We start from the raw sequence: 21,486 nt of genomic DNA, 5'->3' as shown, positions 1-21,486 counted from the left end.
ATGTCAATTCCTCGGGTGGAATTCAATAATCGTACTCTTGAGATACTCCCTGTCCAAATGTGTGTAAATCTCGGTTGTGGTAATGCTTTCATGGCCCAGCATTTCTTGTACGGCACGCAGGTCGGCGCCGCCTTCTACCAAGTGGGTTGCAAAGGAATGGCGAAACGTATGCGGGCTGATGCTTTTCTTTATCCCCGTTAATTCTGCCAATTGCTTAATCAGCAGGAAAACATAAACGCGGCTTAAACGCTTGCCGCGTCGGTTTAAAAATACCAGGTCCTCCTCTCCTTTTTGGATAGGCGTATGCACACGGATCTGTTTTACCCAAATGTTAAGAGCTTTAATGGCTTCGCCGCCAATGGGTACTAAACGTTCCTTGCTGCCTTTGCCGGTCACTTTTATAAATTCTACCGTTGGGTCCAGGTAAAGGTTAGAGAGGCGCAGTTCCGTAAGTTCTGATACACGCAGGCCGCATCCGTATAAAACCTCCAGCATTGCTTTATTACGGCCGCCTTCGGGTTTAGACAGGTCAATGGCTGCTATCATCTGGTTGATCTCGTGGATGCTGAGTGTATCGGGCAGCTTCCGCTGGATCTTTGGTGTTTCCAATAACTCGGATGGGTCGCTTACTATAAAGTCTTCCATCAGCAGGTATTTATAAAACGCTTTAATGCCCGATAGGATGCGCGACTGTGTGGAAGGGATCATCCCCAGTTCGTTCACCCAGTTGATGAAATTACGAAGATCGGTAAGGGTGAATTTGATTGGCGATGGCTTGGCCGGCAGGCTATCGGCGTATTGGTATAGCTTCTCCAGGTCGCGGGTGTAGGCCTCGATAGAGTTGGCCGCGAGCGAGCGTTCCAGTTTCAGATAGGTTTTAAACCCTTTAATTGCCCGTGGCCAGTCCAATCGATTTTAGTTTTAATGTTTTATACCTAAGTTTGAACAAATGAATATACAAATTATTAACGGGCCAAATTTAAACCTGCTTGGCGTACGCGAAAAATCTATATACGGCAGCAGCGATTTTGAAAGCTACCTTGCCGAATTGCAAAACCATTTTACAAACATCACCATTAATTATTACCAAAGTAATGTTGAGGGCGAAATTATAAATAAACTGCACGAAGTAGGCTTTACCTACGATGGTATTGTGCTTAACGCGGGCGCTTACACCCATACTTCAGTAGCCATTGCCGATGCGATAGCGGCTATTAAATCGCCAACTATCGAAGTACACATTTCTAACGTATATAAACGCGAAGAATTTAGGCACCACTCTATGCTGGCTGCAAGCTGTAAAGGCGTCATAGCCGGTTTTGGCATGCACTCGTACAGGTTGGCAATAGAAAGCCTGTTGTTGGAATATTAAGCTTTGGCTCATAATTCTAAAAGAGGTTAAGTTTAAACTAAATAATACAACATCTGTAATACCCCCGATGAATAAAGTATTCAAAATAAGTTCCGTTCTATTTCTCCTGTTTACTTTATTTGTGGCGGATGTTTCGGCGCAAAGCAAGCGCAAACCGCAAACCGTCCGCGATTCGCTCCGCCGGGCCATCCTGCGCCGCGATTCAATGATGCGGACGTTCAAAAAGTCCGATACCTCCATCAATAACCTGCTGCAAAAGGTTGAGTACTATACCGCGTCATTCAACTCCATAAAAACCAGCCTGTCGCGCAACATAGATACGGTTGATGTAAGCCAAAAACTGCCTTCATTCGAGAAACGCATCGGCCTTATAAAAAGCCTGATAGATGACGACCAATCCAGCACCCTGCGTTACCTGTATGCCATCCGCGATATCCTTACCCGTAGCGATGATCAGCTCGACCTGTGGCAGGATAAACTGGCCGACATCAATACAAAACTGGTGCAAAACCAAAATGAGCTTGCCTCGATGGATAAAGATTCGGCCATGAAAATTGTGCCTGCCGATAGCAGCCTGCTTACCACCTTCCTGATCCAGAAGATAGCGATGGAAAGCAAGTATAAACGGTTGGATACCACCAATAAAAAGCTATTGCTTAAAGTTGGTTTACTACAAAACAGGGTGTCATCGGTTTACATTTCCCTGCTCGATCTTAAAGACCAGATAGACATCAAGATCCGCGAGTTTAGCATTCAGGCGCTTAGCGACGAAAATAATAGCATTTGGGAGATGGACCGCAACACCCAAAGCACTTTTAAAACAGCGCTTTCCAAAACCTGGAGCATGAATACCAAGCTGCTTGGATTTTTTGTTATCCGCGACCCGCTGATACACTTTGCCGGTTTCCTGATACTGATCTTATTTTTTGTGTGGATCTATAACAACCGTCGCAAAGTTTTACTGATCAAGGAGTCGCCTGCGAGTGTGTTTAGTCACGCTAAATATGTATCGCTTTATCCTATCGCGTCGTCGTTAATTATGGCATTTGCCATAGTGCCTAATTTTTACGACCATCCGCCGGTGGTGGTGCTGGAACTATTTTTTGTGGTGCTTATTACAGCCATCTTATACATCGTAAAAAAAACATGCCCGCAGGAGCTATTTAAATACCTGCGGATAATGTATTGCTTGGTTATTGTTTACAGCTTTAGCAACCTGTTTGTTGAGGTATCAAACACCGATAGGGTGATTGTGCTGATACTATCGGCTATTACCGCGGTGGTGAGTTATTACTTTTTACAAAAGGTGCAAAAAGCGCCCGAAGATTACCTGCCACATGCCAAAACAATACTCAAAGTATTTATTGGCTTACAGGTTATCGCGTTCTTATTCAATGTGTTTGGCCGTGTTACATTAGCAAAAATTGTTGGGGTAACCAGCATTTATAACCTGTGGCTGGCTTTGGGGATGTACTACCTGGTGCAGATAATTATGCAAAGCCTTTTCCTGCAGTTAGAGGCTAATAAAAACAGCAACGGCTTAAGCTCGTTTATCGATTTTAAGATGCTTCAAAATAAATTCAGGAGTATTTTAACCATTATGGCAAGCGTGCTTTGGCTTATAATGCTTACCCAAAACCTAAGCGTTGAGGACGCGGTGTTTGACTGGTTAAGTAAATTCCTGACTACCAGCCGTAGCATAGGCGGTACCAACACCAGCTTTACTTTCCAAAGTATCATCATCTTTATTGCGGTGATTTGGCTGTCGTCTGTAGCGGCGCGCATCATCAGCTACCTATACGAGGTTGCCGGCAAGCATGCCAACGATATTGATGTAGCTAAAAAGAAAAACCGCACATCTACCTTACTAATTAAGCTGGGTGTATTTGCAGTAGGGTTTTTACTGGCGGTAACCGCTTCGGGTTTCCCGCTGGATAAGATCACCATCATCATCAGTGCGTTTGGTATAGGTATCGGTTTCGGCTTGCAGAACATCGTAAACAACCTGGTATCGGGTTTGATACTGGCCTTTGAGAAACCGATCCAGATAGGCGACATTATTGAGGTGGACAGCCGGAGCGGTACCATCATGGAAATTGGCATCCGTTCCAGTAAAATTGCTACCAGCGATGGTGCCGAGGTAATTATCCCCAATGGCGACCTGATATCTCACCATGTGATTAACTGGACGCTGAGCAATAACAATCGCCGAATAGAGCTCATTATCGGCGTAGCTTACGGTTCTGATATTGAGAGGGTGAAAAAGATGCTGACCGATCTGCTCTGCAACCGTGAAGAGATCATGGACAACCCGGCCCCGTTGATATTTGTACATAACCTGAACGAGAACTCGGTCGATTTTAGGCTTTTGTTTTGGGCGGCTGATATTGGTACCTGGTTATCCCTTAAAAGTGCCGTGCTAACGGATATATACGCCACATTTGATAAAGAAGGCATCGAGATCCCATACCCGCAACGCGACCTCCACTTAAGGCTCACCAGCGACCAGGAAGAGCTATTTAAAAAGAAAAAGAAAAAAGCGGTTGCCAATGAGCCAGCCGAACCACTTACAGATACTAACGATACTGATCTGCCGGATGCAGGCACCGGGCCAATAGCACCGGATCAGTAAGACGAAGTCAGATGAACCGTGTCGTTGACATTAGATGTGACTTACGCCAGATCCTTCTTCTCTAATTCTGTGAACTTTGTTTTCTTATTCACAAAGAAATCCCACACCAGGCTGCGTGAGTAAACGCCGGTTACATGGTGATATTTTTCGTTCGAGATCTGTTTGTGGTATCTTTTGATCACATCACTCTTAACCTTTGATTGGAACAAGCGCCTTACAAAGTTTTGATGGGCGCGGCTTATCGCCCAGGCGTCTTTGCGTTTTCCCTCCATCAGGAAGCGTACAAGTGCCAGCAGGTCCATCCAGAAGCGGAGGCTGATGGTCCAGAATGCCCGCCAGAATGGTAGATTGTTCTTCAGCAACAATAAATTATTGCGGAAGTTAAGGTATGTTTTAAAAGGATTTTCGGCATTAAGGGTGCCACCGCCAACGTGGTAAATAACAGACTGCGGGCAATACATCACTTTGTAACCCATGTTTTTTAAACGCCAGCAAAGATCTATCTCTTCCATGTGGGCAAAAAAGCTTTCTTCGAAACCACCTGCTTCGTCCCAGTTTTTCTTTTTGATGAACATGGCCGCGCCCGATGCCCAAAAGATCTCTCCTGCATCATCGTATTGGCCCTTATCCACCTCTATCTCGTAAAAGATCCGCCCGCGGCAAAAAGGATAGCCAAACTTATCTATAAAGCCACCTGCAGCCCCTGCATGCTCAAAATGGTCTTTCTGCGCGTACGACATGATTTTGGGTGCAGCCGCTGCGATCTTCTCGTCGGTCTGCATCAAAGCAATAACAGGTTCTATCCAGCCGGGTTGTACCTCCACGTCGGAATTGAGCAGGATGTAGTAATCTGCTTCTACCTTTGCAAGCACGCGGTTGTATCCACCGGTAAAACCATAGTTCTCTTTATTTTCGACGATCCGGATAGATGGGTAAGTACTCCGCAAAAACTCCAGCGACTCATCCGACGAGCCGTTATCGCCCACCACAATATCCAAATTGGGCCAGGTAGAAGCCAGTACGAACGGCAGAAAATCGCGGAGGTATTTGATGCCGTTCCAGTTTAATATTACTACGGCAACTTTTGGTGTATCTATCATGTATTCATATCCTCCGGCTTATATTTCCACCTGCGGTGGCTCCAAAGCCAATATTGGGGGGTTTCGCGGATCAGTTTTTCAAGGTATTGTACGTGCGCTTCGGTAATTTCGTGGCCCGTTGTTTCTTTAGGGTGCTCAATCAGGGGCACCAATGTGTAGGTATAATAACCACGGCTAACACGGTCTATGCGGTAAAATAACACCACAGCGTTTATCATTTTAGAGAGCTTCTCTATCCCCAAAAAAACCGCGGTTGGCTGGTTTAAAAAAGTGGTGAAATAATTTATCTCGTGCTTTACTGGCGTTTGGTCGCTTACCAGCACGCTGAAAGTCAGGTCGTTTTTAAAGGAAACCATGGTGCGCAGGGTTTGCTTCATGGCAACCAGTATGGCGCCGAAACGTGCCCTTACTTTATTGAACAGCCCGTCGAAAACCTCGTTAGAGAGTGGCTTGTAAACGATGATGCGTTTTTCTTTTGTAAGCAGACCAAAGGCCAGCGCGGCCATTTCCCAGTTACAGTAATGCCCGGCGGCGGCTATGATGCTTCGCCCCTGGCTAAAATAATGTTGAACAAGTTCGGGGTTGGTGGGCTTCATCCGCTTGCGCAATGATTTTTCGGTAACACTGATCATCTTAATAGTTTCCACCATCAGGTCGGCCATGTAGCGGTAGTACCGGCGCTCAATTTTGTTGCGCTCGGCCTCGCTGCGTTCGGGGAAGGAATTGGCAAGGTTTGTCTTCACCACATCACGCCGGTAGCGGATAACGTAGTATAAAATGAGGAAGATAACATCGGCTACGCCGTATAAAAACCAAAAAGGCAGCAACGATACCAGGTATAAAAAAAATATACCCGTATTTAAAGCCGCTTTTCTTAACATTTTTACCAATTTTGCCACAAACATAAAAAATATATATGATTGAGAACGGTGCTGTTTTGCCTATGTTTTACCTGCCCCCGATAGATTATTTTACAAACCTTGTGGCATTTACGCCGGACGTTGTGTTTGAGCGCGAAGAACATTTCCCGAAACAAACCTACCGCAACCGCGCCAACATCTACTCGCCCGATGGCAGGCAGGTGCTTACCGTGCCGGTTATTAAAGGTTCCAAAAATCATACGGTAACTAAGGACGTAAAGATCAGCTACGATTTTAGGTGGCAGCGCGCGCATTGGATGGGCCTGCAAACCTGCTACCGCAGCTCGGCATATTTTGAATATTACGAGGACGATTTCGCGCCCTTCTATGAAAAGCAAACCACTTTTCTGTTTGATTATAACAGCGAACTGATGGCCTTATTGCTGCGCCTGCTTAAAATAAAGATGGAGATACAGGTTACCGATACCTACGAGGCCACCTACCCTAACCTTGCCGACCTGCGTACCACCTTAAACGGTAAAAATGCAGACCATGCACAACAAAAGCCTTACTTTCAGGTTTTTGAAGAGCGGCAGGGCTTTTTGCAAAATTTAAGCATCGTAGACCTGTTGTTTAACCAGGGCCCGCAAGCCCTAAACTATTTGTAATGGCAACTTATACCAAGCGCGTACACTATAAAGGCAAAAAACGACAACTTAATGTAGGCGCGCGCCCCGGTAGTATCATAATTCCCGATGATGCCCTGCCCCCTAAAATCACCATATACTCCTTTACACAGGATGACCTGCAAACCAGCAAGGGCAAGGATATGGAAACCATTACCAAGCAGATTGCCAAGTGTAAAGACCATACGCACTGGATAAAGATAAACGGTATTGGCGATGCCAAGTTGATTGAAGACATCGGCACGTTTTTGGGCATTAACCAACTGGTGTTAGAGGATGTGGTGAACACCCATCAGCGGCCTAAGTTTGATGAGTATGAAGGTTACGTTTTTGGTACCAGCCGTATTATTTATTTTAACAAAGAGAATGAACTGGTGAACTGCCAGTTTAGCGGCATCGTAAAAGATAATATCATCATCAGCTTTGAGGAAAGCCATGTGGATTACTTTGAGGTAGTTACCACCCGGTTAAAGGCCGGAAAAGGTGTGATCCGTACTGCGGGGCCGGGTTATATATTTTATGCCCTTACCGATACCATCCTTGATAATTACTTTGTGCTGCTGTCTAAACTTGGCGACATGATTGATGAAACCGAGGATAAATTGTACAAAAGCCCCGATAAAAGCATCATGTTTGATGCGCAGCAATTGAAACGTACGCTCATCATCATCCGCCGATCGTGCTGGCCGGAGCGCGATAAGATCAATGACATGATCCGTAGCGAAAGCCCCGAGATAACCAAAGAAACGAAACTGTTTTTACGCGACGCCTACGACCATTGCATCCAGGCAATGGATATGGTGGAAAGTTATAAAGAGGTAACCAGCAGTATTATTGACCTGTACCTGAGCATGGTAAGTAACCGCATGAACGAGATCATGAAGGTGCTTACCATAATATCGGTGATATTTATCCCGCTAACCTTTATAGCCGGTATCTACGGTATGAACTTTAGCCGCGAGGACACCCACGGGCACATTATACATGACAACATGCCCGAACTGTATGTGCAGCACGGGTATGTTTACGCGATAATAGGAATGTTTTTGATAGGCGCCTTCCAGGTGTTTATATTTTGGCGCAAGGGGTGGTTCAATAAGCTTTAAGCCTGGCTTAACCTTAGGGCGGGGTTATGTACCAGCAGGTAAGGTGCTTTTGGCTTGCGCGGGTGCATGATATCTACCACGCTAACATCCAGGATCTGGCAGATCTCTAACAATTTTGTCATCGTTAACTTCGAGTAACCCAACTCCAGTTTTGAATAAGAATTTTGTGAGGAATTCATCTTCATGGCAATATAATCCTGACTGTAGTTTTTACGCTCGCGTATGATCCTGATGTTGTTTACTATCTGATCGACCTTTTTTTGGAATTCGCTTTTCATGGATCTCAGTATGTGTTTGGTATACTAACAGATACGGTAAAACAACCCACTTGGATTTATAAATTATCTTTCTAATTAAATTAATGTTAATTAAATTGAATGATTAAGCATAAGGTAATTAAGTGGCTGTCTTTCTATTCAAAATCCGTGATGCTTAATTTATTTCGGCATACTAAATGCTAAGTAACTAACCATTCATCTCCACCATGTAATCGCGGGCGTCTTCTTTACAATTTCGGATAGAAACGTCGGCTATCAGTTATTCGTTGGGTGCGGTGTAGGGCTGTGATCAACGCCGCGATTCGCTTATAGCCGCGGATGGCTTCGTGGGGAAGGAGTGTAAAGGACCGCAAAGATTTTTTGTAAATTAACGTTGGTGCTTATTCGGTTGCAGCGGCTTCTTCCGTGCAACTTTTGCGGCCGCTGCACATGCTAAGTTTACCCGCCAATCGGGTGTAGTTGGGTTGCGTTGTAAGGCTATGATTTAACCACAAACGGGATGATTTTAAGCGGGAGGTTCTTCTGTCAGAACCTTCTTTTTTCGTGCGTATTTTCGCTTTGCTTTTTTTGTAGGTATAAAAAAAGAAAATGCGAAACCGGCAATTATACCTGTGATCAAACCACCCACATGCGCCGCATTATCAATGTTGCCGGTAAGCCCAATAAGTAAGTTTAGTCCTATAAAAATCAAACTTCCAATCAATATTGCTTTTGATGCCCTAATCTCTGATTTATTAAGTATGTATAAGATAAAGTAGACGCCGTAAAGGCCAAATATCGCCCCGGAGGCGCCAACACCAACAGAGTTTGGGTGCCATAATAAACTGGCCAAACTACCGCCTATTCCACAAATAAGGTAAATGGATATGAATTGAAATTTATTAAATATAGATTCTAAAATCAGCGACACCAAGAAAAGCCCATAAATGTTGCCTAACAAATGCATTAACCCGCCGTGCAAAAATGTACAGGTAACTACTCGCCACCATTCACCATTTTCGACCGCGGGGCCATAGTTTGCCCCCCATCGTAACAGATCCTCGCTATCGAACGAAACGACTCCAAAACCTGCGAGTACCATAGCTATAAACACAGCTATATTTAGGCCAATAATGAGCATGGTTATAAGGCCGGGATTTGTAAGGGATAAACTTTTTTTAATGAAATCAATATAGGAAATTCGAGATTTCTTATCCGGGGCCTGATAATTCGCAACGTTTTTTTGATCAAGCTTTGGTATTATGATCATGATAAACATGGCGGCAGCGCCAATGCCGAACGACCCGAAGATCCAAAATAGTTTTTCTCCCGTCCTTGATTCAAAGGGTTCGAATTTCGCTTCCAAAATTATTGTAGTAGTATTATAGCCGATTGCTTTGATAAAACTGCCCCGTTTTTTATTATTTCCTGCTCTTTCCAGATAAACGAAATCATCTAAATTATCCGTAGCAAATTTTGTATCTATTTCAGTTGCAAATTCTTTATATAATGACTGCTTTTCTTGTTCGCTTAAACGGTTGCTAACGCTTTTATTATACTCAATACCTAACCACGCTTTAGGGTGCAAAGTATCGATAGCAAAGGATAAATTTGTACTATTACTCACCGTTTCTAATTTTTCGGCAGAAAATATAGGACAAACTGCATCTATGTAAAAGTCTAAATACTCGTTGTTTTTACCTGTTGTTTCAAAACGAACATGGAATTTTGCATTCTTTTTAGAGACAAATACTTTTTTTAAAGTATAATATTTGGTTGCCGGTTTTTGGTCTATAGAATCGATGTTGGTTAATGGCGTAAGCTTACCAACCGCGGTAGCTATATATTTTTGGGAAATTAAAGTAGGGATTGTTAGTGCAACAACCGCAATAAAACCATAAAAAAAAGGAAGATTATCTCGCGACGTTTTAAGGCTAAGTAATTTAATGCGCGGATATAAAAAGATCAATACCAATAAACCAACAATTGCTATAGGCGTCCATAACTCCACAACTTCGTCTGGAAGTGTAAGTAGCTTAAACTGAATGATAATCAGCCAGTTTAAAAATGTATAACCGGCAATAATGCAAAAACCAAGAATTAAATATGGGATAAAAACAAGTCGAATTTTTAGTATATGGCGGTTCATTTGATAAGGAATAGCAATAAAAATAAATAATTTTTACCGCTCCCGCAAGCGTCCCCGCTTGTGGCAACCTAACCTAACCACCTTGCCAAAGTACTTACCGGAATGTTGAGTTGCGCGCTTATTTGGCGGTAGCTTTTGCCGGTTTGGTGCAGGTCGCGGGCTTGTTGCTGGTTTAGTTCGCGGGCGCGGGAGTCGGCGCTTTGCAGGTGGTCGCGTTCTTTGGCGTGGCCATCAAATACGAAATGCAGGTCGGTCATGTCCTTCTCTATGTGGCAAAGGCACACGTTATGTTCGTCGTGTACGGTTTTGCGGCTGCGTTGTTTTACCTGTTTCAGGTATAGCTTGCCGGGTTCGGTGTGGCTTTTACCAATGGCAAAGGCGCTGTCGCAAAAGTTGATGATCATTTTGCTGCCTTGCAGGTCGTTCACGGTAATGGGGTTGCTTTGGTTGCGCTTTGGGGTGTGGGCCAGCACCAGCATGCTCAGTTTATGCTTCGCCTTTAGGGCTTTCAGCTTTTTCATTAATGGCAGGGCGTCGCGGGCGCGCTCGGTGCCGGTGGCCATGTAGGTAAGGTTATCGATGATGAGCACCTGCGCCTTTGTTTTGTTGATGGCGCTTTCAAGGGCCGATTCCAGGTAGGTTTCGTAATTAGCGTACAGGGCGGGGTTCTCGGCCTCGGGGTTAAACTCGGCCCGGAAAAACGTATTCCCGAACGGGAAACTCCCCCACTGGCTGTCGAAATAGCGGCTCTCGAATTGCTTGCTGCCCATCTCAAAATCTACATACAGCACCCGGGTTTGCAGCTCGAGGCTGTTGTTGAAGTTGAGGGTGCAGCCGCCCTGCGCAAGGTTATTGCCAATTTGTACGGCAAGGATAGATTTGCCCAGGTTGGTATCGGCAAACAGGATGCACATTTCGCCCTCCAGCCAAAGGTCGCCCAGCAGCATGCGCGGCATAGGTTTGCCATACTCCTGCTTCATCCACTCGCCGGCAGTTTTTACAAATAACAACTCGGTTTTCTGCGGGTCGAGGTAAACAGTTGCGTCGAGGCCGTGTTTTTTTAAACGCTTCTTGCTCTCGTATGCTTTTGTACGAATGGCCTCAATCACCGCCGGCCTGTATAAGCGCCGGGTCGGCGAGATCTGGTAATAATCTGGTTCGTCCATGAAATTATAATTTCTGTAAATATAAAGAATAATCTTTACTGAACAAAGAAATTATAAATAGATTGTGACTTTATAGCTTAAAAAGGCGAATTTGGGGAGAAAAATGAAGGTGTCTCAGGGTGTACCACGGTGTACCATTTTTTTATGAATGAGACAGGGTAATAAAATTTTTTAAGTGATTATATGATAGTTATTTACCATAAAAATCGACAAGTATTACTTTAACTTAACCCGAATATTACGATTTTGTAAACAATTAATTTACAGCATGTTACATTTTTGTACCGCGTTATGCAATTAAAAGTGGGACAGTAAGTCAGCCTCACCCAAACCCTCTCCGAAGGAGAGGGCTTAAAAAAGCAATTGTTTGATATTCCCAACAATGGGTTAAAGGCATTAGCTCCCTCTCCCTCGGAGAGGGCTAAAAAAGCAATTGTTTGATTCCCAACAAGGGGTTAAAGGCATTAGCTCCCTCTCCTTCGGAGAGGGCTGGGGAGAGGCCCCTTATTTCAAAAACTCCGGCTTTAATTCCGCTTTCATCGCTTTGCGGAACTTCATTACCTTGGGTTCGGATACGCTGCTGATGTATGGGTTATCGCCATTGGTGCGGTAATAGCCCTGGTGGTAATTCTCGGCAGCATAAAACGCGCTGAACGGTACTACCTGTGTAACTATCGGGTTGGTGTAATGCCTGGTTTCATTCACTTTTTTGATCACGCTTACCAAGGCCTTCTTCTCATCGTCGGTACGGTAAAAAGCTATCGAGCGGTAATCGGTACCTACATCCGGGCCCTGGCGGTTAAGTGTGGTTGGGTCGTGGGCGAAAAAGAACGCCTCGGCCAACGTAGCAAAGCTTATCACTTTTGGGTTGTAGTAAATTTGGGTAACCTCTGCATGGTTGGTGGTACGGCTGCTCACATCCTCGTAAGTTGGGTTCTTTGTTTTGCCACCGGCGTAGCCGGATACCACCTTGCTTACGCCTTTCAATTCGCTCATGGCCTCGCTCATGCTCCAGAAACAACCACCGCCAAAAGTAGCGATGGCCTCGCCTGCTGCAGGTTTTGGTATCGGCGCCATAGCATTGCGGCTGCCGGTTTGCCCGTTGGCGCAACCTGTAAATATTAACAAGGCCGCCAAATATGTTATCAGGATCTTCATAATTATAATTTTATATGTGGTATAATTTACGCAAATAAAGTAATAGCGGATTAGGCAGTTAGTCACAGGCGGGTAAGTTTATACAGCCACTTCTGATATTGGTTTAGGAACCCTCTCCCCAACCCTCTCCGAAGTAGAGGGAGTAAAAGCCCCTCTTTACGCACAGCGAAGAGAGGGTGGTCGAGCGTAGCAAAGACCGGGTGAGTAATTAGCCCGGTGGCTCTGTCAACTATGAACTATCGCCCTCTTCCGTACTTAAACTTTATCTGCCTCAGCAACTGGTCCACCCCGTTGCTTTTTATCTCAAATACGGTGCTCAGCAGCATGCCCAATTTACCGGCGGGGAAACCGCCTTTGTTGTGCATCCATTCCAGGTAGCTTATGGGCATATCGCAAATAAGCGTGTCTTTATACTTGCCGAAAGGCATACGGGTGTTTACACAATCAATTAAAACCTGCGGGTCGGGTACAATATTTTCCACGGTGTAAATGTAGAATAATATTGCTTAGCCCCACACTTGGCCGGCCTTCCTGACCAATAAAAAACTCACTACGGATGCTGCTATGGCAATTGCAGCAGTTCTCTTCATGGTGCCTTTGTATGGCGGGATGTATCGTACGCCATTCTCGTCGGATATTGCCCCGTGACCAACATACCTCCCTGTTTTGGGTATCGCGACGCTCTCGAAACGGTTTGCCAAAAAGTTTAGCGCCGTAGACAGTTCGCGCCCCCGCATTACCGCACCATGCCCCGTTGCCGCTATTCGTGGTTGCAAAGCAGCCAGTTTCCGTACCGATTTTGCAGCGGCTATCCAGTCGGTAGTAATATACTTTGGCGGGCCGCTCACCTGCTTGCGATAGGTCAATACCGAAAATGCCGACTCGGCTGGTGTTGTGGTAAACGCATCGCCCGCTATCAGCGTGGTATTCAACGGTAAAAATAATGAGATATGGCCCGGAGTATGCCCCGGCGTGTGGATCACTTTCCATTCGGGCAGTTCGGGAATGCCGTCGTGCAGGTCTATTTCGCGCACGTTACGGGTAATATTTATCGGGCCGGTTGGCCACATCCACGATATCAGGCTCATGAAACCTCCACCAACTTCAGGGTCGGCGGGCGGATAGGATGATCTGCCGGTTAAATAGGGCAGTTCAAGCTTGTGGGCATAAACGGGTACGTCCCAATGTTTCAAAAGTTCTTTGAGCGAACCGGCATGGTCGGCATGGCCATGGGTAAGCACAATGGCACTCGGCCTGGTACCGGGGCCAAAAATAGATTCGGCCATGGCAATGATCTTACCTGCCTGGCCTTTAATGCCGGTATCAACCAGCACCCAACCCTTGCCAACACCGCGGCGGTTGGCTATCATATAAACATTCACGAAAAACAGCCGCATCCCCCAAACATTCTGCGCCACCTGGAAATATCTTACACTCATTACGTTGTTAACTAATTGGTTTTAAAGTTAACAGCCCTTTAATGCTAATAGTTTTAGTGGCGCTAAAGATAATTTAATACTAAAGGTTGTAGATGCAAACTGATAATGGCAAACTAACATGGGCGTTGCCTGCGGCCGGGCTTTACACTCATACGCCTGCAGGCCTTGCGCTCAAGGCCGGTATCCGTCTCAATCCATAACTCTAGTGCTAAGCAACTTTTAACTGTGGCGCTATAACAGGGCGTAAAAATTCGTTCATATCTACCTCGAACACATTGCAGATCTCTATCAGTTTAATAAGGGTAACTTTCGTTTGCCCTAACTCAACCTTACAATACGCATTTTGGGTTTGCTTTAATTTAAAAGCCATAAACTCTTGCGAGTAATGCATTTGCGTTCTTTTTTGGCGGATAGCCAGTGCAAGCGTTTTTCCGATCTGTATCATGGTGATATGGGTTATGCTGGGTTTATATCTTCAACAAACGTATTAATATGATGCACGGATTTCTGTTAATTAAAATGAATAACATTTATACACGAATGGGTTTAACCAGCTTATGACATAAACAAAGCAAACACAAAGCGCATCCCCTTGTTAGAAAATGTAAATACTAACATTATGGAACAGCAATTTGAAGCGGTACTTACCGGAACAGATACACCGGTTAACGGTGTGGTTACACAGAATAATGGCACCTATGAGTTTAAAGCGCTTGATGAAACACTGCAATTAACTATTGCAAAAGATGCGGACGGCAACTGGGAACGCGTTGGCGGGTCTGAGCCCTATTTATCCGGATGGGTTGATGAACTCGCAGAACAAATTCAAACGGGAATAAATTATTCAGAATAATGGAAAAACGGGAATTAGGTAAATCGGGCATCTCCGTATCTCCGTTTTGCTTCGGTGGAAATGTATTTGGGTGGACGGCAGATCAAAAAACGTCGTTTACGCTGTTGGACGCCTTTGTTGATGCAGGTTTCGATTTTATTGATACTGCCGATGTTTACAGCAAATGGGTGCCCGGTAATCCCGGAGGCGAATCTGAAACCATTATTGGTAACTGGCTTAAGCAAGGCGGCAAGCGCGATAGCATCATCCTCGCCACAAAAGTAGGCAAGCCAATGGCTGATGATAAAAAAGGCCTATCTAAAGCCTATATCACCAAAGCGGTTGAAGCATCTTTAAAACGTTTACACACCGACTATATCGATTTGTATCAGTCCCACGACGATGATAAAGAAACTCCGTTAGCTGAAACACTCGAAGCTTATAATGACCTTATAAAACAAGGAAAGGTAAGAGCGATTGGTGCCTCAAACTACAATGCCGACAGGCTTAAAGAAGCATTACAGGTAAGCGAACAAAACGGTTTCGCCCGCTACGAAACCCTGCAACCCGAATATAACTTATACGACCGCGAAGATTACGAAACAAAGTACGAATCGCTATGCCGCGAAAGTAACATTGGGGTTATAACCTATTACTCGTTAGCCAGTGGTTTCCTGACCGGTAAATACAGATCTGAGGACGACCTTAACAAAAGCCAGCGCGGCGGCGGTGTAAAAAAATACATGAATGGCCGCGGTTTTAAAATCTTGGCTGCTTTGGATAAAGTAGCTGCTGATTATGACACTACCCCTGCCGCGGTGTCGTTAGCTTGGGTTATGGCAAGGCCGGGTATCACAGCCCCAATTGCAGTGCCACAAGCGTAAAACAATTTAACGACCTTGCCAAAGCCGCACACTTAAACTTAAGCAGCGACGCTATCGATTTACTAACTACAGCCAGCAACTATTAGAAATCGTAAATAAACAATAAAGCCATCCCGATATAACCGGGATGGCTTTGTTATTGACATATGTTGAGGAGGTAATTTTTAGAACCTTGCCTGGCGGTGAGATCCACCACCAAAGCCACCCCTGTTTTGTGCTAATTGCGTACGATCATCGCCGCCGCGGTTGCCACCGTTGTTGTTCCTGCTCGGTTGCGATGGCTGGTTGCCACCGTTACCACGCCCGCCATTTCCACGGTTATCATTGTTACGGTTTGGCTGTTGTGGTTGTTGTTGGCCACCACCCCAGTTACCACGGTTGTCATTGTTACGGTTTGGTTGTTGTTGGCCACCACCCCAGTTACCACGGTTGTCATTGTTACGGTTTGGCTGTTGTTGGCCACCATTGCCACCCCAGTTTCCACGGTCGCGGTTTGGTTGGTTAAAACCGCCTTGCGGCCTGTCATTACGGTTGGGCTGCTGCGGCTGTTGTCCCCAACTGCCTTGGTTATTACGCCCGCCACCGCGGTTATCATCGTTACGGTTTGGCTGTTGCGGCCGGCCCCATGCACCCTCGTTGCCACGGTCACGGCCCGGCTGGTTAAAGCCACCTTGCGGCCTGTCGTTACGGTTGTTATCTTTGTTCCAGTTGTTTCCACGGTTCCACTCGTTACGGTTGCTATTGTTCCTGCCGGCATAGTTATTATCACGGCGGTTCCAATTCCAATCGTTACGGTTATAGTTGCCACCCCATTGGTTGCGGTATTGGTCGTGGTGCATATACGGCCTGCGGCCTCTTATCTCGTAACGTTGAGAAGTACGCCAATCATAGTTGCGGTATGCGCCGGGCAGGTACGCTGCAGAGATCCACCGGCCACCATCCTGGTAATAATAGCAATGGCGCGGGATGCTGTAATATGCCTCAACTTCGGGCAGGTAATAATAGTCGTCGCTGTCGTCAAACTCATCGTTATCATAAACCATTACCGGCTGTGGTTGCGGGGCCGGTACATACACCCTTCGGGCCGGAACATTAAACCCGATGTGAACAGAAATTTGTGCTTGTGCACTATTATAAACCAGGCCCCCGAATAATATTGCTGATAGTATAACTGACTTTTTCATATCCTTAAATTTTATACATCTATGACCACGCCGATTAACAAAAGTTTAACCCATCTATCGATAATATTTAGCATTCATTACAAAGCGGAATTATATATTGAACTGTTTAATTGAAACGAAATTTAGTATTGTTGCAAAGACTTGTGATTGTATTTACAAATGCTGTAGATACCAGAATGTACATTTTCTCCAAACAGATTTGGCTATTTGCTGTATATTAAGTTAAATTCGCTAACCAATATTTATGGCTTGCCCCTGCCATTCATCAACGTTAAAACATCCACAAAAAAATGAAAAATAAATTCAACTATGTTTTAGCCGTTACCGCGCTGGCCGGTTCGGTATTATTTGCTGCGTGTAATAGCAATGGAAAAAAAAGCAATGCCGATAGCGCCACAGCGATCGTTGATACATCAGCTAAGTCCGCCGCATTAACACTTCCCGAAGGTTTCACCGCTAACGTACTCGCCGAAAACCTTGGAGGTACACGACACATTGCGGTATCGCCACAGGGTGATATTTTTGTGAAGCTTGGTAAAACCAAAGATGGTAAGGGCATTGTGGTTTTGCACGAAAATAATGGCAAAGCCGATGTTAAAACCAGCTTTGGTGATTTTGGCGGGACGGGCATCTACCTAAAAAATGGTTACTTGTATGCCTCATCGGACGAAAACGTTTACCGTTATAAATTAAACGATAAAAACGAAGTAGTTGACGGCAGCAAGCCGGAAATGATCGTTAAAGGTTTGATAAGCCGTAACGAGCACGAAGCTAAAGCGATTGTATTAGATGATGCAGGTAACCTATACGTAAATATCGGTGCATACTCGAACTCCTGCCAGGTTAAAGACCGCGAAAAAGGTTCAATGGGCCAGCCAGGCTGCCCTATCCTTGATTCGGCAGGTGGGATCTGGCAATTTAAGGCTGATAAGTTGAACCAGACCTACAAAGATGGTCTGCGTTATGCAACCGGCTTGCGTAATGTTGTTGGCTTGGACTGGAATAAACAAAACAATCAGCTATTTGTGATGCAGCATGGCCGCGATGCACTGCACGACATTTTTCCGGATATGTTTACTACTAAAGAATCTGCTAATTTGCCTGCCGAATGTATGTATGCCATCAAAAAAGGCGACAACGCGGGTTGGCCATATATCTACTATAATCAGGAATTAAGCAAAAAGATAATGGCACCTGAGTATGGTGGCGATGGCAAAAAAGATGGCGACCCAACCAATAAATACATCAGCCCTGCGGCAGCTTACCCTGCCCACCTTGCACCGGATGGTTTACTTTTTTATACCGGCGACCAGTTTCCTGAAAAATACAAAAATGGTGCTTTCATAGCCTTCCACGGGTCATGGAACCGCGCCCCAGAGCCACAGGCGGGTTACTTTGTGGTTTTCCAACCTTTTAAAAATGGTAAAGCTGATGGGAAATGGGAGGTATTTGCCGACGGATTTTCGGGTTCGGCAGCGAACACTGCTAAAGGTAGTGCGGTACGCCGCCCATGTGGCTTAGCCCAGGGGCCCGATGGTTCGCTTTACGTAACCGATGACTCTAAAGGGACTATCTACAAGATCAGCTATAAGAAATAAGAATTATTGCACAAGTAAAAAGGCCTCCAAAGTTGAGGCCTTTTTTGTTACTCTATCTCCGCGCGTCATTGAGAGGTACGAAGCAATCTCTTTGCTATACAGGGCGTGCCTGCCTATGTGGAGATTGCTTCGTATCTTGATCTTGCAATGGTGCTTTTTTTATTATTCTGGTTACGCCGCAATATCCTGACTCGCCCCGCCTTTTTCTATCTGGTAATTGTTCATCAATTCGTTCTCGGATATGATAACGCTGAAGTCTTCAAAACGTACGCCATCTTCAAATGCGTATAGCACGTAGCCGCGTTTGGTGCCATCGTATTGGCCCAGTTCGTAAACTTCGTCTTGATTTTTGGCTTTTATTTTTGCTCCGCTCACCAGCTGGTAAGCGTCGAATATGGTTTCAAATGTTGTGTTCTTCATGGTGCAAAGAGCAATGCAATTTCTTTGCCATTTATTTATCCAAACCAATTATAAAGGTCAGTTTGCTTTAAACTGTATTTTTCTTCGCCCGATATGTCCTTTAAAACCTCCCCCTCGCCCATTTGGATAATGCGCGAACCAAAGTTTCCTGCGTCTTTTAAATTATGCGTAACCAATATGGCAGTAAGTTGATATTCCTTTATTAAACCGTCAGCAATGCGTAAAACATGCTCGGCAGATCGTGGGTCGAGCGCGGCGGTAGGTTCATCAAGCAGCAGGATCTTACAGCTATCCATTACGCTCATCAACAAAGTAAGCGCCTGGCGTTGCCCGCCGGAGAGTGTGCCGATGGGTTGCTCTATTTTATCCTCCAGCCCCATACCTAAAGTTGCAACCTTATCATGCACATGCTTTTTAAAGGCCTCGTTCTTACCTATAAATAAACCTTTGGGCTGCGTGCGCAGAGCGGCTAAACGGAAGTTATCTATAATGCTTAGGTCGGCGGCGGTACCCAATAAAGGGTTCTGAAAAATGCGGGCTATCCACTTGCTGCGTTTGTATTCGGGCATGCGGGTAACGTTGTTACCATCTATGCTAATGGTGCCTTTACTGGGCAGGGTGTTGCCCGCAAGTAGATTTAGCAGCGTAGTTTTGCCAGAGCCATTGCTGCCAACTATCACCACAAACTCGCCGTCATTTATTTGCAGGTTGATGTTGTTTACTGCTATTACCTCGTTAGGCTTGCCGGTGTTAAATGTTTTATGGATGTTGCTCAATTGGATCATGCCTGCCTCCCCGTTAAACGCGGCAAGCCGACGATCAATAATACAAATCCAGCGGTAATCAATTTAAGCAAGTTGGCATCTACACCTATGTTGAGTGTGAGGGCCAGCACAAACTGAAAGATCACTGCGCCCGCCATCACCAAAACTAAACTCAACCATACGGATGTAATCCGCAGCCAGTTGATAATGGTTTCGGCAATGATAACCGAGCCTAAACCAACTATCACGATACCTATCCCCATATTAATATCTGCAAAGCCCTGCAACTGCACAATCAGGTAACCACTTAGGGCTGTCAATGCGTTCGCGATAGCTAAACCTGTAATTTTCATCCTGTCGGTATTTACGCCAAGGGCACGGATCATCGGTTCACTGTTACCTGTAGCACGCATGGCTATACCGAAATCTGTTTTGAGCAGGTAACCGATGATTAGCGTAACAATAATAATAAAAGTGGATAATATATAAAGCGCGTTCAGGTTAGGGTTTGTGCTAATGTTTACCGCGCTGAATAATGTAGGCATGCTCAACAGCGGCAGGTTGGAACGGCCAAGGACAGTTAGGTTGACCGAGTACAACGCCGTCATTACCAAAATACCGGCAAGTAGAGCGTTTATTTTTAGTTTGGTGTGGATGATACCCGTCAACGCCCCGGCCAATGCCCCGGCTAAAAGTACGGTCGGCAAGATAAGGTAAGCCGGTAAGTTATGCGTAAGCATCGCCCCTGTTACTACGCCGCCAAGGGTGTAACTGCCATCGGTAGTAATATCCGGGATGTTAAAGATCTTCATGGAGATATAGATCCCGAAGGCTATCCCCGCGAAGCAAAGCCCCTGCAATAAAGCGGTTAGGTAAAAGTCCATTATTTTACAGCTTCAAAATCGGCCGGGATACTAATATTATATTTTGTAGCGACGGCAGGGTTGTAAACACGCTTTCGTATCTTCACCATCTCCAGCTTTAAGCCATCAGTTTTATGTGTTTTAAGGTATTGGGCAGCTTGCAAGCCAGATTGGTAACCCCATTGGTAAATATCGGCACCAAAGGCAGCTACTGCACCACGTTGTACTAAGCCGGCCTCGCTGGTAAATATTGGCACGTGCTTTTGGTCGCAGCTTTTTCGAATGGTTTCAAATGCCGCAAACACCGTATTATCCGGGTTAGCGAAAAACGCGTCGATGTTTTTATCCAATAATGCCTGCGTAACCAACTGCGCGTCGGCAGATGAATTTAACGGCAGGGCGATGACCTTAACGTTCAACTTAGCCGCCAACCCCTGGATCCGTTGCAGGGCATCTGCAGATTGTGGCTCCGATTGGTTGTAGATCATTCCGATGGTCAATTGCGCGCCTTTGGGTTTTAGCAATTTCGGGATAATAGCGAACGAGGTGTCTATGTAATTCAACTCTTCCATGGTGCCAAAAAGGTTTGCCGGGCCGTTGCCTTTAGCATCGGCTACTTTCATCCGCTCGGGAGTAGGCGATACCATCTGGAAGATGGGGATGGTTTTAGTTTTTTGAATAGCCGCAACGGTGGATAATGTGGTGGAAGTTGCCAGCAGGTCTACTTTTTCAGACACAAAATAATTCACGATCTGGGTAAGTGTAGGGATGCTGCCCTGGGCATTGCGATATTCTATCTTCACCGTTTTTTGCTCTTCGCTGAAACCATTTTTTTTCAATGCATCAATAAAGCCCTTTTTCGCTTGCGATATGGTAGCATCCTCAAAGGCATCCACAAAACCCACAACTGGGATATTGTTTTTAGTTGATGATGAGCAGGATGTGATGATGATAGCCGAAACAATTAAGGATAGGATCCGCAGAAATTTCATGATACTAAGGTAGATAATCAACCC

22 protein-coding genes are annotated in these 21,486 nt (G+C 45.3%); 7 read left to right on the top strand and 15 right to left on the bottom strand.

All coding sequences use genetic code 11. The annotated features are described in order from the left end of the window. Positions 1 to 3: 3 nt before the first annotated feature. Positions 4 to 909 (bottom strand): site-specific tyrosine recombinase XerD, encoded by a 906-nt coding sequence (gene xerD, locus ABIB39_RS12225; protein ID WP_354430359.1) that lies wholly within the window; start codon positions 907 to 909, stop codon positions 4 to 6. 40 nt (positions 910 to 949) lie between these two features. Here xerD and aroQ point away from each other — a divergent pair, with 40 nt between their 5' ends. After that, entirely contained in the window at positions 950 to 1,372 is a 423-nt protein-coding gene (aroQ, locus tag ABIB39_RS12220; RefSeq protein WP_354430357.1) for a type II 3-dehydroquinate dehydratase, read from the top strand. Positions 1,373 to 1,439: 67 nt separating this feature from the next. Then, a complete protein-coding gene (locus tag ABIB39_RS12215) occupies positions 1,440 to 4,004 on the top strand; it encodes a mechanosensitive ion channel family protein (protein ID WP_354430354.1) in 2,565 nt (854 codons plus the stop codon). A gap of 41 nt (positions 4,005 to 4,045) precedes the next feature. On the opposite strand, the gene ABIB39_RS12210 is transcribed toward ABIB39_RS12215, so the two are convergent. Both ABIB39_RS12210 and ABIB39_RS12205 read right to left on the bottom strand, forming a co-directional pair. Next, positions 4,046 to 5,104: a glycosyltransferase family 2 protein gene (locus ABIB39_RS12210; RefSeq protein WP_354430352.1), complete on the bottom strand. Its 1,059-nt coding sequence runs from the start codon at positions 5,102 to 5,104 to the stop codon at positions 4,046 to 4,048. Next, positions 5,101 to 5,985, bottom strand: coding sequence for a lysophospholipid acyltransferase family protein (locus ABIB39_RS12205; RefSeq protein ID WP_354430350.1), 885 nt, complete (start codon positions 5,983 to 5,985; stop codon positions 5,101 to 5,103). The genes ABIB39_RS12210 and ABIB39_RS12205 overlap by 4 nt, the downstream gene beginning before the upstream one ends. Positions 5,986 to 6,020: 35 nt before the next feature. Here ABIB39_RS12205 and ABIB39_RS12200 point away from each other — a divergent pair, with 35 nt between their 5' ends. Continuing rightward, positions 6,021 to 6,632 (top strand): WbqC family protein, encoded by a 612-nt coding sequence (locus tag ABIB39_RS12200; RefSeq protein WP_354430348.1) that lies wholly within the window; start codon positions 6,021 to 6,023, stop codon positions 6,630 to 6,632. Beyond that, positions 6,632 to 7,756 (top strand): magnesium/cobalt transporter CorA, encoded by a 1,125-nt coding sequence (gene corA / locus ABIB39_RS12195; protein WP_354430346.1) that lies wholly within the window; start codon positions 6,632 to 6,634, stop codon positions 7,754 to 7,756. The genes ABIB39_RS12200 and corA overlap by 1 nt, the downstream gene beginning before the upstream one ends. Here corA and ABIB39_RS12190 read toward each other — a convergent pair. The 7 genes from ABIB39_RS12190 to ABIB39_RS12160 all read right to left on the bottom strand — a co-directional run bounded on the left by ABIB39_RS12190 (position 7,753) and on the right by ABIB39_RS12160 (position 14,370). Then, positions 7,753 to 8,034: a helix-turn-helix domain-containing protein gene (locus ABIB39_RS12190; RefSeq protein ID WP_354430344.1), complete on the bottom strand. Its 282-nt coding sequence runs from the start codon at positions 8,032 to 8,034 to the stop codon at positions 7,753 to 7,755. The genes corA and ABIB39_RS12190 overlap by 4 nt on opposite strands. A 505-nt stretch (positions 8,035 to 8,539) precedes the next feature. Further along, complete coding sequence (locus ABIB39_RS12185) at positions 8,540 to 10,162, bottom strand: rhomboid family intramembrane serine protease (RefSeq protein ID WP_354430342.1); 1,623 nt, start codon at positions 10,160 to 10,162, stop codon at positions 8,540 to 8,542. A 68-nt stretch (positions 10,163 to 10,230) separates the two neighbouring features. After that, positions 10,231 to 11,328, bottom strand: coding sequence for an AAA family ATPase (locus ABIB39_RS12180; RefSeq protein WP_354430340.1), 1,098 nt, complete (start codon positions 11,326 to 11,328; stop codon positions 10,231 to 10,233). A gap of 504 nt (positions 11,329 to 11,832) precedes the next feature. Then, on the bottom strand, positions 11,833 to 12,486 hold the full coding sequence (gene msrA, locus ABIB39_RS12175) for a peptide-methionine (S)-S-oxide reductase MsrA (RefSeq protein ID WP_354430338.1): 654 nt from the start codon (positions 12,484 to 12,486) through the stop codon (positions 11,833 to 11,835). Between the two features lie 236 nt (positions 12,487 to 12,722). Continuing rightward, the gene (locus tag ABIB39_RS12170; RefSeq protein WP_354430336.1) at positions 12,723 to 12,968 is read right to left on the bottom strand and encodes a DUF3820 family protein; all 246 of its coding nucleotides are present in this window, start codon (positions 12,966 to 12,968) and stop codon (positions 12,723 to 12,725) included. A gap of 24 nt (positions 12,969 to 12,992) precedes the next feature. After that, the gene (locus ABIB39_RS12165) at positions 12,993 to 13,925 is read right to left on the bottom strand and encodes an MBL fold metallo-hydrolase (protein ID WP_354430334.1); all 933 of its coding nucleotides are present in this window, start codon (positions 13,923 to 13,925) and stop codon (positions 12,993 to 12,995) included. Between the two features lie 208 nt (positions 13,926 to 14,133). Then, entirely contained in the window at positions 14,134 to 14,370 is a 237-nt protein-coding gene (locus ABIB39_RS12160; RefSeq protein WP_354430332.1) for a helix-turn-helix domain-containing protein, read from the bottom strand. Between the two features lie 174 nt (positions 14,371 to 14,544). Between ABIB39_RS12160 and ABIB39_RS12155 the strand changes: the two genes are divergently transcribed. Continuing rightward, positions 14,545 to 14,778 (top strand): hypothetical protein, encoded by a 234-nt coding sequence (locus ABIB39_RS12155; RefSeq protein ID WP_354430330.1) that lies wholly within the window; start codon positions 14,545 to 14,547, stop codon positions 14,776 to 14,778. Next, positions 14,778 to 15,641 carry an aldo/keto reductase gene (locus tag ABIB39_RS12150; RefSeq protein WP_354430328.1) on the top strand — a complete coding sequence of 288 codons (864 nt, stop codon included), beginning with the start codon at positions 14,778 to 14,780 and terminating at the stop codon, positions 15,639 to 15,641. The genes ABIB39_RS12155 and ABIB39_RS12150 overlap by 1 nt, the downstream gene beginning before the upstream one ends. 164 nt (positions 15,642 to 15,805) lie before the next feature. On the opposite strand, the gene ABIB39_RS12145 is transcribed toward ABIB39_RS12150, so the two are convergent. Further along, positions 15,806 to 16,825: a hypothetical protein gene (locus ABIB39_RS12145; protein ID WP_354430326.1), complete on the bottom strand. Its 1,020-nt coding sequence runs from the start codon at positions 16,823 to 16,825 to the stop codon at positions 15,806 to 15,808. A 290-nt stretch (positions 16,826 to 17,115) separates the two neighbouring features. Here ABIB39_RS12145 and ABIB39_RS12140 point away from each other — a divergent pair, with 290 nt between their 5' ends. Further along, complete coding sequence (locus tag ABIB39_RS12140) at positions 17,116 to 18,423, top strand: PQQ-dependent sugar dehydrogenase (RefSeq protein ID WP_354430324.1); 1,308 nt, start codon at positions 17,116 to 17,118, stop codon at positions 18,421 to 18,423. 171 nt (positions 18,424 to 18,594) lie between these two features. Here the strand turns inward: ABIB39_RS12140 and ABIB39_RS12135 are convergent, their stop codons facing one another. From ABIB39_RS12135 to ABIB39_RS12120, 4 genes are read right to left on the bottom strand one after another with little or no spacing between them, the layout of a single operon-like run. Then, positions 18,595 to 18,843: a hypothetical protein gene (locus tag ABIB39_RS12135; RefSeq protein WP_354430322.1), complete on the bottom strand. Its 249-nt coding sequence runs from the start codon at positions 18,841 to 18,843 to the stop codon at positions 18,595 to 18,597. A gap of 35 nt (positions 18,844 to 18,878) precedes the next feature. Beyond that, positions 18,879 to 19,628 (bottom strand): ABC transporter ATP-binding protein, encoded by a 750-nt coding sequence (locus ABIB39_RS12130; RefSeq protein WP_354430320.1) that lies wholly within the window; start codon positions 19,626 to 19,628, stop codon positions 18,879 to 18,881. Beyond that, entirely contained in the window at positions 19,625 to 20,491 is an 867-nt protein-coding gene (locus ABIB39_RS12125) for an ABC transporter permease (protein ID WP_354430318.1), read from the bottom strand. Before ABIB39_RS12125 ends, ABIB39_RS12130 begins: the two co-directional genes overlap by 4 nt. Next, positions 20,491 to 21,462, bottom strand: a complete 972-nt coding sequence (locus ABIB39_RS12120) for an ABC transporter substrate-binding protein (RefSeq protein WP_354430316.1) — start codon at positions 21,460 to 21,462, stop codon at positions 20,491 to 20,493. Before ABIB39_RS12120 ends, ABIB39_RS12125 begins: the two co-directional genes overlap by 1 nt. Positions 21,463 to 21,486: the final 24 nt, after the last annotated feature.

The organism is Mucilaginibacter sp. UYP27 (assembly GCF_040547175.1).
Lineage (GTDB): Bacteria > Bacteroidota > Bacteroidia > Sphingobacteriales > Sphingobacteriaceae > Mucilaginibacter.
This window is presented reverse-complemented; position numbering and strand designations above follow the sequence as displayed.

Bases quoted from the DNA above. Each gene is read 5' to 3' on its own strand.
- aroQ (WP_354430357.1), top strand. From the start codon at position 950: ATGAATATACAAATTATTAACGGGCCAAATTTAAACCTGCTTGGCGTA.
- ABIB39_RS12215 (WP_354430354.1), top strand. From the start codon at position 1,440: ATGAATAAAGTATTCAAAATAAGTTCCGTTCTATTTCTCCTGTTTACT.
- ABIB39_RS12210 (WP_354430352.1), bottom strand. From the start codon at position 5,104: ATGATAGATACACCAAAAGTTGCCGTAGTAATATTAAACTGGAACGGC.
- ABIB39_RS12205 (WP_354430350.1), bottom strand. From the start codon at position 5,985: ATGTTAAGAAAAGCGGCTTTAAATACGGGTATATTTTTTTTATACCTG.
- ABIB39_RS12200 (WP_354430348.1), top strand. From the start codon at position 6,021: ATGATTGAGAACGGTGCTGTTTTGCCTATGTTTTACCTGCCCCCGATA.
- corA (WP_354430346.1), top strand. From the start codon at position 6,632: ATGGCAACTTATACCAAGCGCGTACACTATAAAGGCAAAAAACGACAA.
- ABIB39_RS12190 (WP_354430344.1), bottom strand. From the start codon at position 8,034: ATGAAAAGCGAATTCCAAAAAAAGGTCGATCAGATAGTAAACAACATC.
- ABIB39_RS12185 (WP_354430342.1), bottom strand. From the start codon at position 10,162: ATGAACCGCCATATACTAAAAATTCGACTTGTTTTTATCCCATATTTA.
- ABIB39_RS12180 (WP_354430340.1), bottom strand. From the start codon at position 11,328: ATGGACGAACCAGATTATTACCAGATCTCGCCGACCCGGCGCTTATAC.
- msrA (WP_354430338.1), bottom strand. From the start codon at position 12,486: ATGAAGATCCTGATAACATATTTGGCGGCCTTGTTAATATTTACAGGT.
- ABIB39_RS12165 (WP_354430334.1), bottom strand. From the start codon at position 13,925: ATGAGTGTAAGATATTTCCAGGTGGCGCAGAATGTTTGGGGGATGCGG.
- ABIB39_RS12160 (WP_354430332.1), bottom strand. From the start codon at position 14,370: ATGATACAGATCGGAAAAACGCTTGCACTGGCTATCCGCCAAAAAAGA.
- ABIB39_RS12155 (WP_354430330.1), top strand. From the start codon at position 14,545: ATGGAACAGCAATTTGAAGCGGTACTTACCGGAACAGATACACCGGTT.
- ABIB39_RS12150 (WP_354430328.1), top strand. From the start codon at position 14,778: ATGGAAAAACGGGAATTAGGTAAATCGGGCATCTCCGTATCTCCGTTT.
- ABIB39_RS12145 (WP_354430326.1), bottom strand. From the start codon at position 16,825: ATGAAAAAGTCAGTTATACTATCAGCAATATTATTCGGGGGCCTGGTT.
- ABIB39_RS12140 (WP_354430324.1), top strand. From the start codon at position 17,116: ATGAAAAATAAATTCAACTATGTTTTAGCCGTTACCGCGCTGGCCGGT.
- ABIB39_RS12135 (WP_354430322.1), bottom strand. From the start codon at position 18,843: ATGAAGAACACAACATTTGAAACCATATTCGACGCTTACCAGCTGGTG.
- ABIB39_RS12130 (WP_354430320.1), bottom strand. From the start codon at position 19,628: ATGATCCAATTGAGCAACATCCATAAAACATTTAACACCGGCAAGCCT.
- ABIB39_RS12125 (WP_354430318.1), bottom strand. From the start codon at position 20,491: ATGGACTTTTACCTAACCGCTTTATTGCAGGGGCTTTGCTTCGCGGGG.
- ABIB39_RS12120 (WP_354430316.1), bottom strand. From the start codon at position 21,462: ATGAAATTTCTGCGGATCCTATCCTTAATTGTTTCGGCTATCATCATC.